Source organism: Pectinatus brassicae, assembly GCF_014201835.1.
GTDB classification, from domain to species: domain Bacteria; phylum Bacillota; class Negativicutes; order Selenomonadales; family Selenomonadaceae; genus Pectinatus; species Pectinatus brassicae.
Window position 1 is genome coordinate 1 of record NZ_JACHFH010000021.1, and the last position, 22,349, is coordinate 22,349.

A 22,349-nucleotide genomic window follows, 5' to 3' on the forward strand; every position below is an offset into this window, starting at 1 on the left:
CCACCTGTTCCCATTTCGAACACAGTAGTTAAGCATCCACAGGCCGAAAGTACTTGGGGGGCAGCCCCCTGGGAGGATAGGATGTTGCCGGTTAAGTTGGTGTCAGGTTATCTTTGATAACCTGGTATCAGTTATTAGATTCATACTTATTGTTTGATTGGGGTATCGCCAAGCGGTAAGGCACGGGACTTTGACTCCCGCATTCGTTGGTTCGAATCCAGCTACCCCAGCCATTTGGTTCACTAGCTCAGTTGGCAGAGCACCTGACTTTTAATCAGGGTGTCCCGAGTTCGAATCTCGGGTGAGCCACCATTTGAATTTTAACCTTCTTCGTTCGAGGAAGGTTTTTTTGTATATACTAATCCTATCAAAAAGTAAGATAAAGAGAGGGCGATAAAAATGAAGTGTAATTGTGCAGAATGTTCAACTAAAGTCTGTTATACCAAGGGTGTTAATTGTACAGGTATTGATAAAGAAATAGTGAAGGCTGCTTATAATAAAGAAGAACTAAAAATTATGCAAAGTGCGGCATATGTTGAAGGAACTTTTTATAGTAATATTACCCGTTTGGAAGAAACGGCAGAATTTGCTAAAGCTATGGGTTATACAAAACTCGGTATGGCATTTTGTATTGGTCTTAGTACTGAAGCACATTATATTAGTCGCTTTTTTAAAAAACACGGGTTTGAATTTTACAGTGTATGCTGTAAAACTTGTAGTTTTCCTAAAAAGGAATTTGAATTAAGGCAGGTTCGACCGGAGCTTGAACATGAAGCAATGTGCAATCCTAAATTGCAGGCGCAATTTTTACAGCAGAAAAATGTAGAATTATATATATCATGTGGTTTGTGTGTAGGGCATGATGCTATTTTCAATAAAAATTGTCCCGGTCCGGTGACAACTTTGGTAGTAAAAGATAGGTTGTTGTCACATAATCCACTAGGAGCTATATATTCGCGTTATTGGAAAAAGAAACTTGGGATAATGGATGAAGATGAAATATAAAAGTCAGCTTATTTAAGAAATGAACCGACCCCCAAAAGTTAGACTTTTGGGGGTCGGCACAGAAATACACTTTTATTGTTAATTTTTAATTATAATATATAAAATATTCGCATTTATTTAGCAAGACTAAGCGAAATATTATTTTTGTCATAATGATGAATATGCTGCTGTGAATAATATTTTTTAGCAAAATATTCTATGATTTCGCGTCGTCTGATAATGCCAATAAAAATATTACGATCATCAACTACCGGAATAAAATTTTGATTCATTGATAATGTCAATAAATCTTCCATTTCTGCATCAATATGAACCACTTTATTATGAAATTTTTTATGGATAGTTTTTAGATTTATATGTTCTGTATCTTTTGCGGCAAAATTAATTTTATCATTAAGTGCCCATAATATATCTCCTTCAGTTAAAGTGCCGGCATAGCTGCCATCTTTGTTTATTAATGGAACAGCAGTATAACTATGGTATTTCATTTTTTCCATAGCCTGCCGAAGTGTTGCATTTGAATCAAGATACACAATATCATCTTTGGGAATCAGAAAAAAAGATATCTTCATAAAATGCCCTCCAAATTATCGAACTTATAAAAAATTATAATATTAAATTTTTAATTAATATTATTTGTATATTCACCTGCTTTCCTTTTTTTATATTTACTATATATAATTATACCTTATTTTTAGAATATATTAAAGACAGAAAAATTCGCAAATTATAAGCTAAATAATAATATAGTTAGATTTTTTTATAAAGCTGCTTACTATTTTTAAATTATTAAAATGGATACAGGAATATAATTTTTTTTGCCGAAATAATATATAAAACTATTTTATTTGCAAGGAGAGCATATGCTGGATAATGTTATTTTTACTGCTACTAGGGATAATTTACCAGAAATATTAGCAGTTATACGAACCGAATTGGAAAAATATATATGTGATGAGAAAATATTAAAACGTCTGGAGTTAGTTTGTGAAGAAATTTTATGTAATATAATAGATTATGCTTATCCTGGTAATAATCCAGGTAAAATAACTTTGACATGTTTTTATGATATGGAATCATCTCTTTTACGGTTGATGTTTATTGATGATGGTGTTGAGTATAATCCTTTAGCTGAGGTTAAGCAGGATGATACAGGGTTAGGAATACAGATATATACAACTATTATGGATGAGGTTAACTATAAATATAGAAATGGTCAAAATATACTGACCATTGATAAAATATTAACTGATCCGGAAATAATCAGTGAAAGAAAAAAAATTGCAATTCTTATACATGATGATTTTTATAATGCTGAACTAAGTTATTATAAGGAAACTTTTACTGAAGCAGGATTTGATGTACATTTATTGGGAAATTTATTAAAAAATGATACAGTCGAATACACAAGTTATAAGGATAATGTCAAAATTAACTGCAATGAGAATTTTGCAGAAATATCAGCTGCTGAATTAAAAGAATATGCAGCTGTAATTGTTCCAGATGCTTATGTAGCAAGCCATTTAAGAGAAACTGAAGACTTAGATATATTGCCGCCAGCCAGTGCCTTTTTGAAGAAATGTTTTGCTGATAAGACACTAATTAAGGGATTTCTTAATCAGGGTGTAGGGATAATGCTGCCAATCTATGAACTATTAAAAAAACGCCGTTTGGCAGTAGATAAATCTTTGTTGAGTGCTGTTGAATTAATGGGAGCTGTATACGTCAATGAAAATGTAATTATTGATGATGATATAATATCGGCTAGTGGTAAAGAATATAAGGCTTTTGCCCAGGAAATAATCAGCTTGTTAAATGAACGACAATTTTTTAGTATTTATTAAAAGAAGCAAGAAACTGTACGTGACGGTTTCTTGCTTCTTTGGCATTATTGGGCATTTAAATATTGGCTGTCAATTATGTTAGCAGCGGTGATGTTTTTATCAATTAAATTAAGATCTTTCCAAAGTTTCGCGGCTATGCCGGTTACTTCGTAAAATTCACCGTTATTATTACTGCCAAAGTATTTCATATTTCCGGCTTTATCATAGAACTGAACATCATGTAGTTCTGCTTTTACGTTTTCTGGTTTTTCACCAATTCGTTTAGCAATGATGGCTATAGCATCATCGGGATTGCTTTTCATATAATTAATAGCATCATACCAGCCGGCAACAATGGCTTTACCTACTTTAGGATGATCTTTCAAGTAAGATTTTTTCATAGCAAAAGTATCAACAATAACACCGGGACTGGCAGTGCTATCCATTAAGGTATGGCCAAATGGGGTTTTTTCGGCTTTGGAAAGCCATGGCTGCCAAGTAATAGCAGCATCTACTTTTCCTGCAACAAAGGCAGCACCAGCATCGCCAGCAGACATGTTTTGTACATCAAAATCTTTGAGACTCATGCCTTTTTTCTGTAATAAATATTGAAACCAGAAATAATCAGCACCGCCGGTAGTATCTAAAGCAACTTTTTTTCCTTTAAGATCTTCCAGTGTTTTAAAATTCTTTTTAGCCACGATACCATCACCGCCAGCAGATGTATCAAGAGCTAATATCTGTACCAGGTCAATTCCAGCGGCAGCATTCATAACCTGAGTAGAAATATCGGTTGAAACACCTTGTATACGGTCAGCAGCTAAGGCTGTTTTACTATCAGTTTTACTTTCAATAGCCTGGATTTTAACATCGGCACCATGTTTTTGAAAAAATCCTTTTTCTTCAGCAATATAAAGCGGCGCAAATCCTATCCAGGATGACTGTCCAATTATTACTTTGTCTGGGCCCGATTTTTCGGCACTTTTAGTGCTACCACAGCCAGTAACAGCAATAAGCAGGGTTGAGACCATAGCAGCGGCCAATAATTTTTTCCATTTTAAATTCATATTCCAAAAAGGCAGACATTGGAGCATAGGTACCTATCATTAAACCTAATGGTAGTGCTACTGCTGCAGCAATTAAAAATCCAGCCATAACACGAAAGACGGTTATACTAATATCTGCTATGAAGGTTCCCTGGGTAAATAAATCAACAGCTGTTTTTATAACGGCAGTTGGTGCTGGTAAAAAAAATGGATCTACTGAACCTGTCAATGTAAATAATGCCCAAATACTTAGAATAATAGCAAAGGCAATAAAAGCTATTGTAAAAATATATAAAGGCCTGATTTTTCCTTTTGGGGTGAATGAATTAACTATAGTGCCCATGATTACCTCCTGCTGTGTTAGTGTTAAATTAATTTATTTAATCATGATGATGATTGAAATAAATAATTAAAAAGAATTAATGATGATTTCATTTATATGAAAATAAAAAACAGCGCTTATCCTTTTGTCGATAAAAAGATAAGCGCCGTTGCTTTTATGTTTCAAATTATAAGACATATATATTAAAATGTCAATAAAAAAATAAAATAAAAACAAAATAAATATAAAGTTGTAAACTTAATATTTATTTTGTTTTTATTTTTATGTTATACATATAATACTTTGGATAAAAAATCAGCTGTACGTTTATTTTGTGGTTTATTAAAAATTTGTTCTGGTCTGCCTTCTTCGACGATAGAGCCTTGATCCATAAAGAGAATTCTGTCACCTACCTCACGGGCAAATCCCATTTCATGGGTAACGATTACCATGGTCATACCAGCGGTAGCAAGCTTTTTCATTACATTTAATACTTCACCGACCATTTCAGGATCTAAAGCTGAAGTGGGTTCATCGAATAGCATTACTTCGGGACTCATGGCTAAAGCCCGAGCAATAGCGACACGCTGCTGCTGACCGCCAGAGAGTGAATTAATACTTTTAGTTTCTTTTTCACTTAAGTCAACCATTTTTAATAGTTCAACAGCTTTATTATATGATTCTTTTTTGCTGGCTAATTTCAGCATTGTTGGTGCCAGCATAATATTTTCAACTATGTTCATATTGGGAAAAAGATTAAACTGCTGAAATACCATGCCCATTTTAGCCCGTATTTTATTGATATTGGCAGCAGGTAGAGTTATGTTTTCACCGTCGAAAAATATTTGTCCTTTAGTCGGTGTTTCTAGTAGGTTCATACAGCGCAGCAAAGTCGATTTACCAGCACCTGATGGGCCGATTAGGACGACAACTTCCCCTTTTTTTACAGTTGTATTGATATTTTTTAAAATAGAATTTGATCCAAAGTCTTTATATAAATTTTTAATATCTATCATCCTGTTGCATTCTCCTTTCAGTCCAGCCAACAAAACGTCCTAGGGAAAATGTCAGGATAAGGTAAAATACCGCTGATACAATAAGTGGCTCTAAGCCGCGATAGGTAGCACCTTGTACAACCTTAGCAGTAAAAGTAAGTTCAGCAATACCCAGAACATATGCCATAGAGGAGCCTTTGATATCGGCAACAAATTCGTTGCCGATGGCTGGCAGAATATTTTTTATGGCTTGAGGCATAATTACTTTGCGCATAGCCATTAAATGAGTAAGCCCTAAACTGCGGGCGGCTTCCATTTGACCTTTGGGAATTGATTGGATGCCAGCTCGAAATATTTCGGCAATATATACGCTGGAGTTAAGACCGATTGCGGCAATACTGGCAATTATTGCTGCAAAGTTACTGGGTAATTCAGATGACATGGGCAGCATACCAACTAATACATAAGCAATGAGTACCTGTAAAAGCAGTGGTGTACCGCGCATTATTTCAATAAAGGCAAAGGCGATAACCCGCAGAAAATGAAAACCGCCGATTTTTATAGATGAGGCTTTCATAAAATATATAAGTAAGCCGACAATGACAGCTATAAAGATAGCGGCAATAGAGATAAATATTGTCAGCTTTATTCCTGTAAAAAACATGGGAATATAGCGCATAACGACGCCAAAATCCATTTAAATCACTTCCTATACAGTCATATTACTAGGTAATTATTTTTTTTGTTGGGAGGCAGCAAGTGCACAGGCCTTATCAACAAATTTAGCAAATTCACCAGAATCTTTAAGACGTTTAATCGTTTTATTCATCTGTTCTTTTAAGGCCGGTGAATCTTTTGGCAGAGCAACGGCTACACCCGGACTATCTAAAGATGAATCATCAATTTTAATATCTTTGGCAATTACAAGATCGGGATTGCTGGCAATAGCCATTTTGCAGGTATCTTCAGCAGTTACAATAGCATCGATTTGTCCCTGGCTTAAAGACAACATTAATGTACTCATGCTGTCAATACGGGAAAAATTGCCATCAGGCAGTAATTTGGACATTAAGTGATCCTGCAATGAGGATAGTTGTACACCAATTTTTTTACCTTTTAAATCATCAAATGTATTGAATTGGCTTAATTTTTCTTTAGTGGTTAAGACAACATTAGGAGAATGGTAATATGAATCGGTAAAATCAACACTCTTACGGCGTTCTTTAGTAGCAGATAAGCCGGAAATTAATACATCAACTTGTTTTGACTGTAAAGTGGTCATTAAGGCATCAAAGGATAATTCTTTAATTTCTAATTTTACGCCCATATCTTTAGCAATTTCACGTGCTACATCAGCATCAAAGCCGGCGATAGTATCTTTGCCGTCAACCATAGCATGAAATTCGTATGGAGCAAAATCGGCATTCATACCGACTACAAGAGTACCTTTTTCTTTTATTTTTGCCAAACTATTATCGGTGCTTTTATCATTGGAGGCTGTAGTAGAGCCACAGCCGGAAACTATAGACATAAGCATAATAAGAGATAGTAAAGCAATAGTTAAAAAACTTTTTTTATTTTTTATCATGGTGAAAACTCCTTTAGTTATTTAAGTAGTCGAGAGAACTTTGAACAAATAGAGCTGTGCCGCGATATAATTGGGAATCATCGAGAACAAAGCGGGAACTGTGTGCCGGGTGAACAATATTATCGGTATAGGCAGCTGGTGTATACAGCCGGAAAAAGCAACCAGGTGCTTTTTGATAGAAAAAGCCAGCATCTTCGCCGCCCATGCTTTCGTCAGTTATGATTTTTAGTGTTTCTCCCGGCAATATTTTTTTAGCAGAAGCGATAACGGCGTCAACCATTTTATCATCATTCTTAGTTGGTGGATAACCATTAAGAAACTCTATTTCATAATCTGTCCGGGTAGCTTTGGTAACATATTTTACAATTTCTTCAATGCGTTTCATGACAAAATCGCGCACCTGTAAGTCTTGATTCCGAATCGTGCCATGTATTTCTACAGTATCAGGAATAATATTTTCAGCACCGTCACCGCCTTTAATGGAGCCAAAAGTAATAACACAAGGCTTAAATGGGTCAATTTCCCGGCTTATAATGTATTGGATATTATTAATAACCAGTGTAGCAGCAGCAATCGGATCAATGCATAAATCAGGGGCAGAGCCATGACCGCTTTTACCGATTATAGTTATATTTACTTGATCATCAGCAGCAGAGCTGTTGCCATATTTAAATAATATATCACCGGAATTAACGGATTGGCTGTAACCGCGTCGTTCAGTGTGCAGTGCCAGCATGGCATCAATATGAGGGTTTTCCATTACACCGTCTTCAATCATGACCTTAGCACCGCCAGGACCTTCTTCGGCTGGCTGGAAAATTAGCTTTACCTGTCCGGCAAGTTCTGCTTCATGTTTTTTTAATAAGGCAGCTGTTCCCAAGAGAATAGCTGTATGGGCATCATGACCGCAGGCATGCATATTTTTATTGCTGGATTTGTATTCAAAATCAGAATCCTCTTGAATGCGCAAGCCATCCATATCAGCACGGATTCCGATGGTTTTACCAGTATTTTTACCTAAAACAGCAACGATGCCTGAATGGTTTTCATAAGTTTGATAGGAAATAGACATATTATCAAGGCATTTCTTTACGAACGCAGCTGTTTGGGGCAGTACCAGACCGATTTCCGGTATTTGATGCAGCTGCCGCCGCCAGAAAATAATTTGACTGCTAAGTTTTTCCGCTTCAGTTAAGATATTCATAAGATCAACTCCATAATTTGTTGTAGATAATTGCAAAATATAAAAAAAGACAAAGAAGCCTTGTAAAATAGACTTCTTTGTCTTTTATAAATGGTATCATAACATAAAAGTTACAAAGTTTCAATTATATATATTTAAAAATTAAATTAATATACAATTTTAACTAAATAAAGTATATAAAAAAATAAAAAATATTTAATTACTAAGCTAATTATTTTGCGAATGATTTATCGACAAGATTGCCAACTAGTTCATCATCAGCGACAAACGGAATTGTTATATGTCCTTTTCCAGCGTATTTTTTATTAAACTCTTCAGAAACTTCAATGGCATGTGGATTGCGAGCCCAGTTGCGGCGGGCAACACCGCCCATTACATCCCAAAGCATAGCTGATTTAATAATATTATCAACACGCTGACTGCCATCAAGAACAAGACCAAAACCGCCATTTATAGCCTTACCGATACCTGTGCCGCCGCCGTTATGCAGAGAAATGAGACTCATGCCGCGGGCAGCATTGCCGGCATAGCATTGCACAGCCATATCAGCCATGACGTTACTGCCGTCTTTTATATTTGAGGTTTCACGGAAAGGTGAATCAGTGCCGCTGACATCATGATGATCACGTCCCAGCATAATTGGTCCGGTTTTTCCTTCACGTACCAGTTCATTGAATTTAAGGGCGATATTTATGCGGCCTTCGGCATCCTGATAGAGAATACGGGCTTGGGTGCCGACAACCATTTGATTTTTTTCGGCATCGCGAATCCAATTGTAATTATCTCTGTCCTGATAGCGGCGATTAGGGTCAATTGACCCCATTGCGGCTTTGTCAGTAGTAATTAAATCTTCATGTCTGCCGCTTAAGCATACCCAGCGGAACGGACCATAACCATAATCAAAAAGGTGTGGACCCATTATATCTTCAACATATGATGGCAAAATAAAGCCGTCTTTTTCATCAATACCGTTTTTCGATAGTTCTTTAACACCAGCATCATAAACAGCTTTTAAAAATGAATTACCATAATCGAAGAAATAGGTGCCGTTTTTGACACAGGCCATTATTAATTCATAGTGGCGGCGCAGGCTTTTATTGACAAGTTGTTCAAATGTTTCACGATCTTCAGCCAGCATGCGGGTACGCTCATTAAAGGAGATACCCTGTGGGCAGTAGCCACCGTCATAAGCAACATGGCAGGAAGTCTGGTCACTCATCAAATCTATTTTTATATTGTTTTTAACGATGTATTCGAGTAAATCGACAATATTGCCATTATAGGCAATGGAGATTGTCGTTTTATCATTTATATGCTTATTGGCACAGGCAAAAACTTCATCAAGATCAGAGAAACATTCGCTGACCCAGCCCTGGTCAAGACGTGTTTTTATGCGGGAATAATCTACTTCAGCAACGATGCCGACACCGTTGGCTATTTCTACAGCTTTAGGCTGTGCACCGCTCATGCCGCCCAGTCCCGAACTGACAAAAATATGACCACGTAAATCACCGTCATTAGGAATGCCAAGATGCATGCGGCCGGCATTCAGTAAAGTATTATATGTACCATGCACAATGCCTTGCGGTCCGATGTACATCCAGCCGCCGGCTGTCATCTGACCATAGTTGGCAACACCCATTTCTTCAGCGATTTCCCAGTCCTTTTCATTGTCGAACATACCTATCATTAAAGCGTTAGTATTTATTACGCGTGGAGCATCGGGCTTTGATGGGAATAAGCCCAGCGGCATGCCTGATTCAACAACTAAAGTCTGTTCGTTAGTCATTACTTCCAGATATTTTTTTATCAGGTGATAACCAAGCCAATCATGGCAGACACTGCCGGTTTCACCATAGGTTACCAGTTCATAGGGATATAGTGCTACTTCAAAATCAAGATTGTTGTCAATCATAACTTGAAAAGCTTTGCCTTCGATGCAGTTGCCTTTGTATTCATCGATAGGTTTGCCGTAGATGCGTCCTTGTGGGCGCCATCTGTAAGCATAAATGCGACCATATGTCTTCAGTTCCTGTAAAAATTCTGGTGCTGCTTTTTCATGAAGTTCTTTGGGCAGATAGCGCAGAGCGTTTTTTAAGGCTATTTTTGTTTGATCCTTGCTTAGATGAAAGCCACGGCTTGGAGCGCGACGTATTCCTTCCTGAAATACAGGCATTTCAGGGAAAATATTATCAAGTTTTATATCAGTTATAATTTCAACCATTTTTATGCTCCTTGTAATAAAATTATGTTATTTAAAATAATAATTGTCCGTCTTTAATAACATGTTCAATAATATTAATGCCGGTATGATAAACTAAAAAACGATAATCGGGTTTTTCTAAAATTAAGATATCAGCTTTTTTGCCAGCCTCAATACTGCCGCATATTGCAGCTTCATCAATCGCCGCCGCAGCATTTAAAGTTATAGCGGTGAGGGCTTCGTTTATAGTCATATGCATATTGATGACAGCTAGGGCTAAAATAAGTGCGGAGGAATAGGAATAACAGCTGCCGGGGTTAAAATCACTGGCTAGAGCTATAGCACAATTTTTATCAATCATTTTACGGGCGGGAGCAAAATCCTTGCGCATGCAAAAAGCTGTAAGTGGTAATAAAACAGCAATCGTTTTACTATTAGCTAGTTTATTTATATCAGAAGCTGATACGGCTAGTAAGTGGTCGGCACTGGTGGCATTTATTTTAGCAGCTAAGCCGCCGCCGCCGGTGGAGACTATTTCGTCAGCATGTATTTTGCTTTTTAGGCCAAGCTTTTGAGCTGCCAATAAAAGTTTTTCTGATTGCGCAATGCTGAAAACACCCTGCTCACAAAATATATCACAAAAATCAGCTAGATTTTCTTTGGCAACTTCCGGTAAAACTTTTTTTATAGTAAAATCAATAAATCCATCACTGTCATTTTTATATTCAGGTGGTACCGCATGAGCACCAAGGAAAGTTGTTTTTAATGAAACAGGTAAATTGTCATGTAATTTTTTCATGGTTTTTAACATATTGATTTCAGTAGTAAAATCAAGGCCATAGCCACTTTTGCCTTCAATAGTCGTAAAGCCCTGTTTTATCATATTTTGAAGAGTTTTTTTGCCGGCATTATAAAGTTCATCACAACTCATAGCACGGGTTTTTTGCATGGTATTTACAATGCCGCCGCCTTGTCGTAGAAGATCAAGATAAGGGACACCTTCGAGGCGTGATATAAATTCATCAGCGCGGGTGCCGCCGAAAAGAAAATGAGTATGTGGATCAGTAAAACCAGGGACAACGCATTTTCCTGAGGCATCAATAACATTTATATCGGAGCAGCTGCCAACACTGGCTAGTACTTCAGCTGTGGAACCAACTTTTCGGATAATATCATTTTCACAATATATAGCAGCATCGTTATATATTTTAATATTATCCATAGCAGTTCCATGTATTGCTTTATTGCCTATAGGAGTTGCTATTTGACTGATATTTTGAATAAGAAGACGATTCATAAGTATTGTTCACCTGGCCTTTAATAAAACTAATTAATTTACTAAATCAGCAGGAATCTCACCACGCAGCATTTTTATAGCATTGTGGGCGGTACGTTCTTTTAGTTCTTTATATGATTCCTGAGAAATATAACAAATATGTGGTGTTACTGTAATATTTTTTGTATGAAAGATTTTTTCCTTACCAGTAGGAGGTTCAATAGTGACTACATCGAGAAAGGCACCAGCAATTTTTTTGTTTTCGACAGCAGTAATTAAATCCTGTTCATTTATTATTTTACCGCGAGCAGTATTTATAATATATGCGGTTCTTTTCATCAGAGAAAAAAATTTCTTTGTAATCATGTTAGTAGTATTATCATTACAAATTATATGAATACTAATAAAATCGGCTTGTTTAAAACCATCTGCCAAACTAACCGGAGTAACGTCAGCGGCCAGCATGGTGTTTTGGCTGACAAACGGATCATAGGCTAATACTTTTAGACCTAATTGCTGGGCTTTTTTTGCAACCTCGCGTCCGATTATGCCAAAGCCGGCAATAAATAATATTCGGGCAGAAACGCGCTGGGCAATATTGTTTTTAACAGCTTGGGCGCCCCAAAGGCCTTGCATAATAGTATCAGTATAATTATTAAGCGGTTTGCAGGCACTATATATAGCAGCAGCGACATAGTCTGCTATATCTTCTGTGCAGTAGCCATGGACATTAGTAACAGAAATACCTTTTGCCCTGGCAGCTTCGATATCTACTCGGTCATAGCCGCCACCATAAACAGCAATACCTTTGCAATATTGAAGTTTATTAATTACAGGAGCATCGATATTGACGTAAATCTGTGCCAAAATAATATCAGCATATTGACCAAATGCTTCTAAATCTTGTTTGTAATTATAATCAGAATAGTGGATTTCACAACCAGGAAGTTCTTTTTGCAGTAAAGCTGTTTCGTATTCATATTCCGGCCATTCTTCATCAATTATCCAGATTTTAATGGGGTTCATATAGTGCCTCCAATCTTATAGAACTGTTAAAAGACCATTATCAGCATCAAGTTCAACCATAGTGCCATTAGGCAGATCATCATAAAAAGTACTGTCCATTTTATTGACCATTGGTGCATCTAAAATAATGGCACTGGCAGCTAGGGTAGTATCGGCATTGATAACTATCATGCCTGCGGGATTCATGCTGGTCATTTTCAATTGATACATACCATCAGCCTGAACAACAGAACTGCCTTTACCGTAAGGAAAGACTAATATTTTATTAGCAATGGACTGCTTATATAGACAATGTTCTTTTTCGATTACTTCGCCGGTTTTGGGATCAATCAAGTAAAAGCACAGACCATCTTTAGAAAATAATAGTTCACCTTTTACTTTACCACCAGAAATTTTATGACATTTATATTCTTTAGACATATTAGTATTCTCCTTTCAAGGCAGCTAAGACGCTATCTTTTAATGGCGCAATGACGAACTGCATATCGCGTCTTTTTGTATAATAGGCACATTTAGGTGAATCCGTAATGCCTTTTTTGCCATAAAGAAATTTCCAGCATGGTTGATCCATACAGGTATCTTCGACAATTTCGCCGCCTGCAGCACGAATTATATCCATATAGCCCATTTTTTTTGTAAGACTGCGGGTAAGGGAAGATGTCATTATGAAAAGAGGAACGGCAAGTTTTTTACCATTTACAAGATCAGCAATAGTACTTATCTGATCAATGGTAAGATGCGGGCAGCCATAAAGGGCAAAATCAATTTTGCCGCTTGCATCGGAAATTTCTTCACGCATAGCTTTTAAATCAGCATTAGTAATGGTTACTTCTTTTGTAGGTTTTTTACCTTGGAAGGCATCTTCCATAGTAAGCGCTTCCGGTGTAAAACCAAGAATATGATATAAAGCGACATTACCGCCGGTATTAAGCTGGGCGCCAAGATTCATCAAAGCTTCTTTACTGGGATTATGTATTCCTTCAAATACAGGAATATCGAAACCAATTTTTTGGGGGGCAAAATAGCCGAGCATCTGATAAGCAAAATCATCATCCATATCAGCTTCAACATGCACAAGCACCTGACCAGCCCGATTTTCCTTTAATAAAAAACCATAGTAGGGAGTTACACCAGTAATGGCACTGCACAAAGCACTTTGGGCTGATTCACGATTGGTACGGGCCCCATATACAGAATTAACAAATGGTGTGGCACTTGATTCAGAAAAAGAAATAACTTCACCAAAATAAGGTATATTTTTTTCCAGATAAGGTGTGCAGTTATAGGTCATAATAGCACCTAATTTATTGTAAGCAGCATGAGTACGTTTAACGGTTTCTTCATCTTCTTTATCAATAGTAGTTATTTGTTGGAATTGTTCTAAATTAAAACTAGGATTTACAGTAGGACGTACACGGCATTTGGCACCGCCGTTGACAAGCTTTTCAGCAAACCATAAATCTGCTTCCTGATTGCTGAGGGCAACATGGGTACGGCTGACCGGAACCATTTTAGGTGCATCATAGGCTTCACCAATAGCTGCTAATATTTTCATAGCCAGCTGGGTACCTTCGCCATAATCACCATTAAGCATTTTTTGTTCTTCATCTGTTAAATACATGATAAGCCTCCCTGAGAATTTATGTGAATTAATCTTTTTCCAAATGTTGCATGGTGGAATGCACTAAATCAAGTACACGTTTATCAGCTATATTGGTAAGGGTGTTATTGATTACAGTAGTCTGACCATTTACAGCTACCCGCTTAATGGCAGTTGGCTGCATAGAGTATATAAGATTAGGCAAAAATTGCTGGCCTTTTTGGGTTAAAGGCTGCATGGAAAAATCAGAGATTGATATACCGACAAAGTCAGCTTTACAGCCGGCGGCTATTTTTCCAATTGGCAGGTCTAAAACAATAGCACCATTACTGGTTCCCATTGTAAAGGCATCATTATAATTGACACAAAGGGCATCACAAGTCTTTGCTTTTTGCAGTATTGATACCATGCGCATTTCTTCAAATACGCTGATGCGGTTGTTCCCACAGGCCCCATCACTGCCAAGCGCAATGGGAACATTATTTTGTAAATAACATGGAATATCAGAAATACCATCGGCTAAAAACATATTACTGGATGGGCAATAAATAAGGTGGGCCCCTTTTTCGCCCATTGTTTTTATTTCGTTTTCATTGAGCCAGACACCATGGATTATTGACATATGCTTATCAACAACATTAAGACTGTCCAGATAGGCTAGTGGAGTTGTATGATGTTCTTTTTGCACTTGTTCAACTTCGAACATTTCTTCGGCAACATGAATATGATAGGGGGTATTATATTTTTTGGCCAGTTTATGACCTGCTTTTATCATATCAGGCGATGCCGCGTGCAGACTATGCGGGGCGGGAATAACCTTAGTCATGCCGCCGGAATATTTTTTCATAAGTTTTTCGGTACGTTCTACAGCTGCGGCAACATTTTCTACATAACCAGCCGGCGCTCCATCCCAATCGTACATTGTACTGGCAAGGACGAGCCTGATACCGCAGTCTTTAGCAGCCTGCACAACAGCCTCATCACTTTCGCTGCCAAATTGATGCAGGTAGAAAAAATCTGATACAGTAGTAGCACCACATTTCATCATTTCAGTAAAGGCAAATAAAGCACCACTATAAATATCATCTAAACGCATACGCGGTGAATATTTATATAATGAGTTATCGCGCCATTCGAGAAATGGTCTGTCGGCAGCTATGCCGCGCAGCAGACTTTGAAAGCTGTGATTATGGGCATTGACGCTGCCGGGAACGATTACTAAATCGCCCCAGTTTTCTTTTGGGGAAGCAGAATATTTTTTTAATAATATATCAGGCGAAGCAATTTCCTTGATATCACCGCTATGAGTATCAATGGCTGCAGCAATATTTTCTTGCAGAGTATTATCGATAAAAAAGGCGGCGGCTTGTATGATTTTGATGGGCATAATTAATTGAGCTCCTTGTCTAAAATAAGTAAGGTATCAAGATAAACCTGAGCGGCAATCGCAATATCTTCAGGATGTGTATATTCCTGTGGACAATGGCTGAAGCCATCGACACTAGGGGCAAACAACATGCCGGACTTTGTAAGACGGGCCATATTGGCAGCGTCATGACCGGCCATACTCACTAATTTTACAGCCGGTTGATTTTCAAGAACTGATGCCTGTAATATACTGTTTATTATGTTTTCAGACATAGGCATTTCTGATTGGTCCAGATTTAATTCACGTTGTATTTTAATATGACGTTCAGCACTTATTTGCTGAGTGAATTTTGTTAATAAAGTTAAAGCTTTCTTTTTTTCATCAGGATAGGCCGTACGCATATCAAGTGTCAGAACAACCTGTCCAGGAATGATATTTGATGAATTAGGCTCGACGGTTATTTTGCCTACCGTTACAGATAGGTTGTTACATTCACGCATGATCCCTTCTATAGCTAGGCAGAGTTCAGCAGCACCACATAAAGCATCGCGTCTGTCGGCTGCTTCCGTTGTACCAGCATGGTTAGCTTCACCAATAATTGTAATGATTTCGCGATAAATACCGGTTATACAGCTAACGGCAGCAACAGACTGATTCTTTTTAAACAGCCGCTGTCCCTGCTCAATATGAAATTCCAGAAAAGCAGTAATGCGATCGCGGCTTAAGCGGGCTTCATTAATTTTTTCGCTATTGCCGCCAAGGTAATCAATTGTTGAGGCTAAGGTTTTTTTTGTATAACAATCGCTGAGTTTAAAGATATCATCTTTATTTAAGCGGCCACATAAAACTTTACTGCCAAGGGTTGATACGGAATAAGTGTTGGGCTCTTCACCCGTAAAAGAAATAATTTCCAAGGGATGGCGTGTGATAATATTATTTTCTTTTATTGTTTGCATAGCTTCCATAGCGATTATTACTCCTAAAGCACCATCGTACTTTCCTCCATTAGGAACACTGTCATGATGTGAGCCAAATACGATAGGCTTATTTTCCAGATGTTTACCATAAGTTCCCCATAAATTAGCAATGGCATCAGTATAAACATTTAAATGCAGTTCCTTTTGCCATATATCTTTAAGCCAGCTACGGGCGGCTTTATCACCAGGTGTTCCCAGTTGCCTTTCAATGCCACCAGTTAATGGGTTTAGGCCTATTTGTGAAATTTTATTAAAACGGTTCATTAAACGTGTAGAATTGATCAATATGTTTTTACTTTCTAATTGTTTTTCGGTCATAAACTATCATCTCCTGCATAAGGATAATATTTTATAGGTGGAAATAAATATAATACTAAATGAGTTCATTCATAATAAAAATATAATGAAAAAATCATTCAGAAAAAGATATAAAAAAAGGCACTTTATCCTAAAAAGAATAAAGCACCATTGCTCTCTACCAATATAAACATTATAAATTGTCAATAGTAAACATTATTTTCTAATTCGGCCCTTTCAACAGCTTCCATACGCTCAGAAATAGCTGGTAGTTTTTGGGCGGCATCACGTAATAAAATATTTAGAAATATCATTGGTGTACTGTATATATCGAAAATTGAAGAAACTGTAAGAGGAACACATACAGCTTGTTTACTGCATTCAATAAGCGGTGAAAATTCACTGTCGGTGATGCCATAAATGTTAAAGCCCTTTTTATGCAGTCGTTGAGCTTTTTCGACTAAAAGACGTGGATAACGGGGAAACATTACCGTTATAATATTTACTTTTTCCGGATTAAGTAATTCTATAGTATCCCATTGTGGTGAAGCGGGTGTGTAAGAGGAAACATCATTGCGCATTTTGTGCAGAATATAGGAAATATAGGGGACAATTGTTGCTGACATTCGTGCGGACAGCAATATTAAAGGTTTATTATCAGCTATTATATTGACTAACTGCTGGTAAGCGGGAGTTTCGATAATAGTACCGAGTTTTTCCATATTGGCCAGCTCGTTATCAAATATAGAATGCATGTATTTGCCCTTAATGCTGTGCTCTTCACTGAACTGTAATCTTTTAGGAGCAGTAAGTTCCTTGCTTACAATATTTTGTAGATTTTGCAGAAAATCATTATAGCCTCTGTACCCCAGTGCCATAAAAAAACGGGAAATACTGCCTTGGCTGACACCAACCTGTTCGGCTAGTTCATTGGTAGTCATAAAGACTATCTGCAAATAATTGTCATTTATATATATGGCAATTTTTTTATATGTTGGTGAACTGTCGGCAACATATTTGAGCATAATTGTCAATTGTTCAAAAGTCTCGATATTTTTTCCCATATATACTTCCTCTGATTATAGTGTAATTGATTAATGGAATATTACTGTAAAATATATAATTACCAATTTAATTTAAAAACAATCATTTTCGCGTCGAGACTGCTGCGTATTACCTTAACAGCAGAAAAATCTGTTAAATGCATAAGGTCACCAGCATTAATATTGCAGGTGTCTTCTTTATTTATTATATGGTAGCTGCCTGTATATACATATAAAAAACATTCATCGGTATCAGGATACAAATCAAACTGTCCAGCTTCATTAAAAAACAGCTCAGCTTTTTTATATGAGCCGTGTTTAAGCATAACATTAAAATCCTGACAGCAGCCATAGCTGACAGTAGCGGAATCACCACTGAAATAATGAGCTTTCAATGGCTCAATCGTGATTTTTTCCTGTCCGTCGTGTTCAAGTTCAATTTGATTGTAAGGTCATTAAGATACGGTCAATATTTTTTAGTTTAGTAAAAGCAGATTTATCTGCCGTTACAGTTGCTGAACTTAAACGCAGTTTAAAAGTTCTTTTTTTATAGTCAGCATCTTGGGGAGATATATATAATTGAGTCGTTTGTCCACCGCTCCAATCAGTTGTTGCAGTGTCAGTTGCTGATATTATATTTACAGCCATTGTAATTGTTACCACCTTATTTATAAAATTTCTTCCTTGTAATAAAAGCCTGTTACTGAGTGTTTATCCGATGAGTAAGATAATCTGGTGCAAGGATGACAAAATAAATATTCAGCAGAACATAAAGGCTGGAATAAAAAACATATAAATAGTAAAAAAATGTACAGCTGGTATATTTTCGCCAATTAGTTTAAACAATAATAACGATTGGTTTACGAATAAACAGACAAAAAGCACTTACCACTTTGATAAGCGCCATTGCTTGTAACAAGTATAAAAGTAAATAGAAAAAATGTCAAGATTATTTAGTCACGGATAGCTTGTTCAATAATGCCGCCGCCCAGCAATATATTATTGTCGTAAAATACCACTGATTGACCAGGGGTGACAGCTCGTTGCGGTTCATCAAACATAACTGTGGCAGTATTATTTTCCTGTGGGATAACCGTAGCAGAAAAAGTGTTTTTACCATAGCGGATTTGGGCAGTGGTTTTTAATGGCGCGGAAATGCCATCAAATGGAATCCAATTCAGATTTTTGGCAGTAAGCCCCTTGGAATATACCTGATTATTGCTGCCCACGATTACCTGGTTTTTTTCAGTGTTTAATTCTATGACATATAATGGTTCGGGAGCAGCAATACCCAAGCCTTTTCTTTGTCCAATAGTATATAGCGATAAACCGTTATGACGGCCTAAGATATTACCGTTGGTGTCTACAATATTGCCAGCTTTGAATTTCATATCAGTGTGGTTTTTAAGATATGTTTTATAATCATCGTTAGGGATGAAACATATTTCCTGACTTTCTTTTTTATTGGCAACAGGTAGATTATAGGCCTTGGCTTTTTCACGAATTTCCGGTTTACTGAAAGAACTTAATGGAAAAATAATATGTTTTAGGGCATCCTGTTGAAGATGGTATAATACATAGGACTGATCTTTATGGGTATCGGCGGCACGTTTTATCAGATAGCGGCCGGCATCATTTTTATCAATGCTTACATAATGACCAGTAGCCATTAAATCGGCTCCGAGTGCCAGACATTCTTTCAATAGACGACCAAATTTTATATAATGATTGCAGCGAACACAAGGATTAGGTGTATGTGCTGCTAAATATTCGTTAACAAAATAATCAGTTACTTCCTGTTTAAATACATCCTTAAAATCAAGGACGTAATGCTTTATTTTTAGCTGTTCACAAACTATGCGGGCATCGTGCACGGAGCTTAGATTTTCATAACTGTCTTCTTTGGAAAAACCGCGGCCTTCATCACTTAAAACCATGGTTACACCAAAAACATTGTAGCCTTGTTCTAATAAGAGCGCAGCAGTTGTGGAGCTGTCGACGCCGCCACTCATAGCGACAGCAACCGTTTTTTTGTTGGACATAATTTTCACCTTGCAATAAATATATTAGTAAAATAGTTGGAATACATAATAGACCAAGTTAATTTTACCGTATTAATATAGTTGTTGCAGGAATAATTATATTCCTGCAACTTTTAACACTTATGCTTCTTTTGCTTCGGGCGGGGCTACCGTTATGGTAGGCTGACCGTTGTTTTTACATAAATCAGCTAAAGTGATGGAATCAAGAACATCGCTAATACTTTGGCATACACGTTCCCATACGCCACGGGTAACGCATTTGCCAGCCTTTTTGCAGACCTGGCTTTTAGAATCAGCATCGTTAAGCAGGCAGTCTACTAAAGCAATAGGCCCTTCCATGATGGTGATAATGTCACCAATTGTAATATGGGCAGGATCTTTAGTTAATACATAGCCGCCCTGGGCACCACGCGTGCTTTTTACAAGACCGGCATTGCGCAATGAGCAGATAAGCTGCTCCAGATAATTATCTGAGATATCCTGTTTAGCAGCGATAGTACGTAGTGATAAAGGTCCTTTACCATAATTTAAGGCCAGTTCATACATGGCTGTTACACCATAACGACCTCTTGTTGATAATTTCATGATAGTTCACTCCAATTCATATATGTCAAAGTTAAAATTTACGGCATTTATATATAATAATTTATAGCGATATAATATAAATTACTATATATTATTATAACAGTAAGTATATCAATTATGCAAAGTATTTTGATGATTATTTAGATATTCTTTTAAAGTTTTTTCGCTGCCGTTATCAGTTGGATAATAATATTTTTGTCCGATTAATTTATCAGGCAGATACTGCTGTACAACAAAATGGTCATTATAGTCGTGGGCATATTTATAGTCAATGCCATGTCCGAGTTTAGCGGCGCTTTTATAATGGGCGTCGCGTAAATGCGGCGGGATTGGCCCACAGTCTTTATGACGTACATCAGCTAAAGCATTATCAATAGATAAATAGGCCGCGTTGCTTTTTGGTGCACAGGCAATATAGGTAACGGCTTGTGCCAATGGAATACGAGCCTCAGGCATACCAAGAAACTGCACAGCCTGAACAGTGGACATAGCCAATATTAAAGCTTGTGGGTCGGCATTACCCACATCTTCGGCGGCACATATGGCTATGCGGCGGGCAATAAAGTTTACATCTTCGCCTGAGGCAATCATTCTGGCTAAATAATGAAGGGCTGCGTCAGGATCACTGCCGCGCATACTTTTTATAAACGCTGAGACAGTATCATAATGATTATCGCCATGTTTATCATAGGACTGCAGTTTTTCACCGATGATATCCTGTAAGATTTTTTCAGTGACAGCAGTATTGCTGCCATGGGCAATAATCGTTGATTGCTCTAATAAGTTTAAAGCTACACGAGCATCGCCTGAGGATACCTGCGCAATTATTTGTAAGCAGTTGGTATCACAAGTAGTATTATACTCACCTAAGCCTCGTTCCTTATTATTTAGTGCCTGCTGCATGATTTGTATCATTTGATTATCAGTTAATGCTTGCAGGCGTATGACGCGGACACGAGAGAGCAGGGCATGATTTACCTCAAAATAAGGATTTTCGGTCGTAGCACCGATTAAAATAAGTCGACCATCTTCTACATAAGGCAGTAATATATCCTGCTGGCTTTTATTGAAACGATGTATTTCATCGATAAAAATTATCGTACGAGTATTATAAAATTTACGTTGCTCTTGGGCCTCATCAACAATTTTTCTGATATCGCTGATACCGGAAGATACAGCGTTTATTTGTTTAAAGTGACTTTTAGTCATGGTGGCAATCATCTGAGCTAAAGTAGTTTTACCAGTGCCGGGTGGACCAAATAAAATTAAAGAAGGGATGGTGTCATTTTCAATCATTAAGCGTAAAAAATGACCTTTGCCGACAGATTCATTTTGTCCAACGAATTCATCAAAATTTTGCGGACGCATTCTGACTGATAAAGGACGATTGCTGTTAATACCTGCTGTCTTTTCTTGATTTTGGGCAGCACTGCTGAATAAATCCATGCTTTCCATTTGTTTTTACACCCCGGTAGAACCAATACCGCCCTGACGAATTTGACCTTTATTGTTGTTATCGCCATCAATCATAAGATATTTATAAAAAATACCTTGGGCAACACGGGTTCCTTTTTTTATAATGAAATCTTCCTGGCCATGATTTATAATTCCCAGCATAATATGACCTTCATTGTCACTGTTATTGTAATAATCAGCATCGATTATTCCTTGGCTGTTTATAAAAGACAAGGCGTTCTTTACAGACATACCTGAACGCATATGTAGTCCAAGATACTCATCATCATTCATATAAGCCTTTAGGCCGGTGGGAATAATGGTAACTTTACCAGGTTTTAAAATAGCATCGGCGGCTGCTTCAATATCATAGCCGGCACTTTTGCTGGTTTTTCTTTCTGGCAGAGAAATATTTTTATCTTTATAAGAATTTATTACTTCAAATCCACGATTTCGCATGTAGTTCCTCCTGCAAATAATCTTCATTTCATAA

23 protein-coding genes, 2 tRNA genes and 1 rRNA gene are annotated in these 22,349 nt (G+C 37.2%); 5 read left to right on the forward strand and 21 right to left on the reverse strand.

The window, feature by feature from the left end; all coding sequences use genetic code 11:
* The 4 genes from rrf to HNR32_RS08785 all read left to right on the forward strand — a co-directional run.
* Nucleotides 1–93 (forward strand): 5S ribosomal RNA (gene rrf, locus HNR32_RS08770); the annotation flags it as partial.
* A gap of 65 nt (nt 94–158) precedes the next feature.
* Nucleotides 159–233 (forward strand) — tRNA-Gln (locus tag HNR32_RS08775).
* Nucleotides 234–236: 3 nt separating this feature from the next.
* Nucleotides 237–312, forward strand: a tRNA-Lys gene (locus HNR32_RS08780).
* An 87-nt stretch (nt 313–399) separates the two neighbouring features.
* On the forward strand, nt 400–1,005 hold the full coding sequence (locus HNR32_RS08785; protein WP_183861759.1) for a DUF1847 domain-containing protein: 606 nt from the start codon (nt 400–402) through the stop codon (nt 1,003–1,005).
* A gap of 113 nt (nt 1,006–1,118) precedes the next feature.
* Here the strand turns inward: HNR32_RS08785 and HNR32_RS08790 are convergent, their stop codons facing one another.
* Nucleotides 1,119–1,577 carry a CBS domain-containing protein gene (locus HNR32_RS08790; protein WP_183861760.1) on the reverse strand — a complete coding sequence of 153 codons (459 nt, stop codon included), beginning with the start codon at nt 1,575–1,577 and terminating at the stop codon, nt 1,119–1,121.
* A 291-nt stretch (nt 1,578–1,868) separates the two neighbouring features.
* Between HNR32_RS08790 and HNR32_RS08795 the strand changes: the two genes are divergently transcribed.
* Nucleotides 1,869–2,849, forward strand: coding sequence for an ATP-binding protein (locus HNR32_RS08795; protein ID WP_183861761.1), 981 nt, complete (start codon nt 1,869–1,871; stop codon nt 2,847–2,849).
* A 44-nt stretch (nt 2,850–2,893) separates the two neighbouring features.
* On the opposite strand, the gene HNR32_RS08800 is transcribed toward HNR32_RS08795, so the two are convergent.
* The 20 genes from HNR32_RS08800 to HNR32_RS08895 all read right to left on the reverse strand — a co-directional run bounded on the left by HNR32_RS08800 (nt 2,894) and on the right by HNR32_RS08895 (nt 22,315).
* Complete coding sequence (locus tag HNR32_RS08800; RefSeq protein WP_183861762.1) at nt 2,894–3,895, reverse strand: ABC transporter substrate-binding protein; 1,002 nt, start codon at nt 3,893–3,895, stop codon at nt 2,894–2,896.
* On the reverse strand, nt 3,819–4,217 hold the full coding sequence (locus HNR32_RS08805) for an ABC transporter permease (protein WP_183861763.1): 399 nt from the start codon (nt 4,215–4,217) through the stop codon (nt 3,819–3,821). Before HNR32_RS08805 ends, HNR32_RS08800 begins: the two co-directional genes overlap by 77 nt.
* Before the next feature lie 266 nt (nt 4,218–4,483).
* Complete coding sequence (locus tag HNR32_RS08810; protein ID WP_183861764.1) at nt 4,484–5,212, reverse strand: amino acid ABC transporter ATP-binding protein; 729 nt, start codon at nt 5,210–5,212, stop codon at nt 4,484–4,486.
* A complete protein-coding gene (locus HNR32_RS08815) occupies nt 5,199–5,888 on the reverse strand; it encodes an amino acid ABC transporter permease (protein ID WP_183861765.1) in 690 nt (229 codons plus the stop codon). The genes HNR32_RS08810 and HNR32_RS08815 overlap by 14 nt, the downstream gene beginning before the upstream one ends.
* A 36-nt stretch (nt 5,889–5,924) precedes the next feature.
* Entirely contained in the window at nt 5,925–6,779 is an 855-nt protein-coding gene (locus HNR32_RS08820; RefSeq protein ID WP_183861766.1) for a transporter substrate-binding domain-containing protein, read from the reverse strand.
* A gap of 13 nt (nt 6,780–6,792) precedes the next feature.
* The gene (locus HNR32_RS08825) at nt 6,793–7,983 is read right to left on the reverse strand and encodes a M20 metallopeptidase family protein (RefSeq protein ID WP_183861767.1); all 1,191 of its coding nucleotides are present in this window, start codon (nt 7,981–7,983) and stop codon (nt 6,793–6,795) included.
* Nucleotides 7,984–8,194: 211 nt separating this feature from the next.
* On the reverse strand, nt 8,195–10,207 hold the full coding sequence (gene hutU / locus HNR32_RS08830) for a urocanate hydratase (protein ID WP_183861768.1): 2,013 nt from the start codon (nt 10,205–10,207) through the stop codon (nt 8,195–8,197).
* A gap of 31 nt (nt 10,208–10,238) precedes the next feature.
* The gene (gene hutI / locus HNR32_RS08835; protein WP_183861769.1) at nt 10,239–11,483 is read right to left on the reverse strand and encodes an imidazolonepropionase; all 1,245 of its coding nucleotides are present in this window, start codon (nt 11,481–11,483) and stop codon (nt 10,239–10,241) included.
* Between the two features lie 33 nt (nt 11,484–11,516).
* Nucleotides 11,517–12,488 carry a C-terminal binding protein gene (locus tag HNR32_RS08840; protein ID WP_183861771.1) on the reverse strand — a complete coding sequence of 324 codons (972 nt, stop codon included), beginning with the start codon at nt 12,486–12,488 and terminating at the stop codon, nt 11,517–11,519.
* A 15-nt stretch (nt 12,489–12,503) separates the two neighbouring features.
* Nucleotides 12,504–12,908, reverse strand: coding sequence for an aconitase X swivel domain-containing protein (locus HNR32_RS08845; RefSeq protein ID WP_183861773.1), 405 nt, complete (start codon nt 12,906–12,908; stop codon nt 12,504–12,506).
* A gap of 1 nt (nt 12,909) precedes the next feature.
* On the reverse strand, nt 12,910–14,109 hold the full coding sequence (locus HNR32_RS08850; RefSeq protein ID WP_183861776.1) for an aconitase X catalytic domain-containing protein: 1,200 nt from the start codon (nt 14,107–14,109) through the stop codon (nt 12,910–12,912).
* A 28-nt stretch (nt 14,110–14,137) separates the two neighbouring features.
* Nucleotides 14,138–15,475: an amidohydrolase family protein gene (locus HNR32_RS08855; protein WP_183861778.1), complete on the reverse strand. Its 1,338-nt coding sequence runs from the start codon at nt 15,473–15,475 to the stop codon at nt 14,138–14,140.
* A gap of 2 nt (nt 15,476–15,477) precedes the next feature.
* Nucleotides 15,478–16,752, reverse strand: coding sequence for a Zn-dependent hydrolase (locus tag HNR32_RS08860; protein WP_183861780.1), 1,275 nt, complete (start codon nt 16,750–16,752; stop codon nt 15,478–15,480).
* Between the two features lie 182 nt (nt 16,753–16,934).
* On the reverse strand, nt 16,935–17,795 hold the full coding sequence (locus HNR32_RS08865; RefSeq protein ID WP_183861782.1) for a MurR/RpiR family transcriptional regulator: 861 nt from the start codon (nt 17,793–17,795) through the stop codon (nt 16,935–16,937).
* Nucleotides 17,796–17,854: 59 nt separating this feature from the next.
* Nucleotides 17,855–18,169 carry a HutD family protein gene (locus HNR32_RS08870; RefSeq protein WP_221300595.1) on the reverse strand — a complete coding sequence of 105 codons (315 nt, stop codon included), beginning with the start codon at nt 18,167–18,169 and terminating at the stop codon, nt 17,855–17,857.
* 40 nt (nt 18,170–18,209) lie between these two features.
* Nucleotides 18,210–18,422: a HutD family protein gene (locus HNR32_RS08875; RefSeq protein ID WP_183861784.1), complete on the reverse strand. Its 213-nt coding sequence runs from the start codon at nt 18,420–18,422 to the stop codon at nt 18,210–18,212.
* Nucleotides 18,423–18,727: 305 nt separating this feature from the next.
* Nucleotides 18,728–19,816, reverse strand: coding sequence for a tRNA 2-thiouridine(34) synthase MnmA (gene mnmA, locus HNR32_RS08880; protein ID WP_183861786.1), 1,089 nt, complete (start codon nt 19,814–19,816; stop codon nt 18,728–18,730).
* Between the two features lie 120 nt (nt 19,817–19,936).
* Nucleotides 19,937–20,401: an RrF2 family transcriptional regulator gene (locus HNR32_RS08885; protein ID WP_183861788.1), complete on the reverse strand. Its 465-nt coding sequence runs from the start codon at nt 20,399–20,401 to the stop codon at nt 19,937–19,939.
* 111 nt (nt 20,402–20,512) lie between these two features.
* Nucleotides 20,513–21,847, reverse strand: a complete 1,335-nt coding sequence (locus tag HNR32_RS08890) for a replication-associated recombination protein A (RefSeq protein ID WP_183861842.1) — start codon at nt 21,845–21,847, stop codon at nt 20,513–20,515.
* 15 nt (nt 21,848–21,862) lie between these two features.
* Nucleotides 21,863–22,315: a dCTP deaminase/dUTPase family protein gene (locus tag HNR32_RS08895; RefSeq protein ID WP_183861790.1), complete on the reverse strand. Its 453-nt coding sequence runs from the start codon at nt 22,313–22,315 to the stop codon at nt 21,863–21,865.
* Nucleotides 22,316–22,349: the final 34 nt, after the last annotated feature.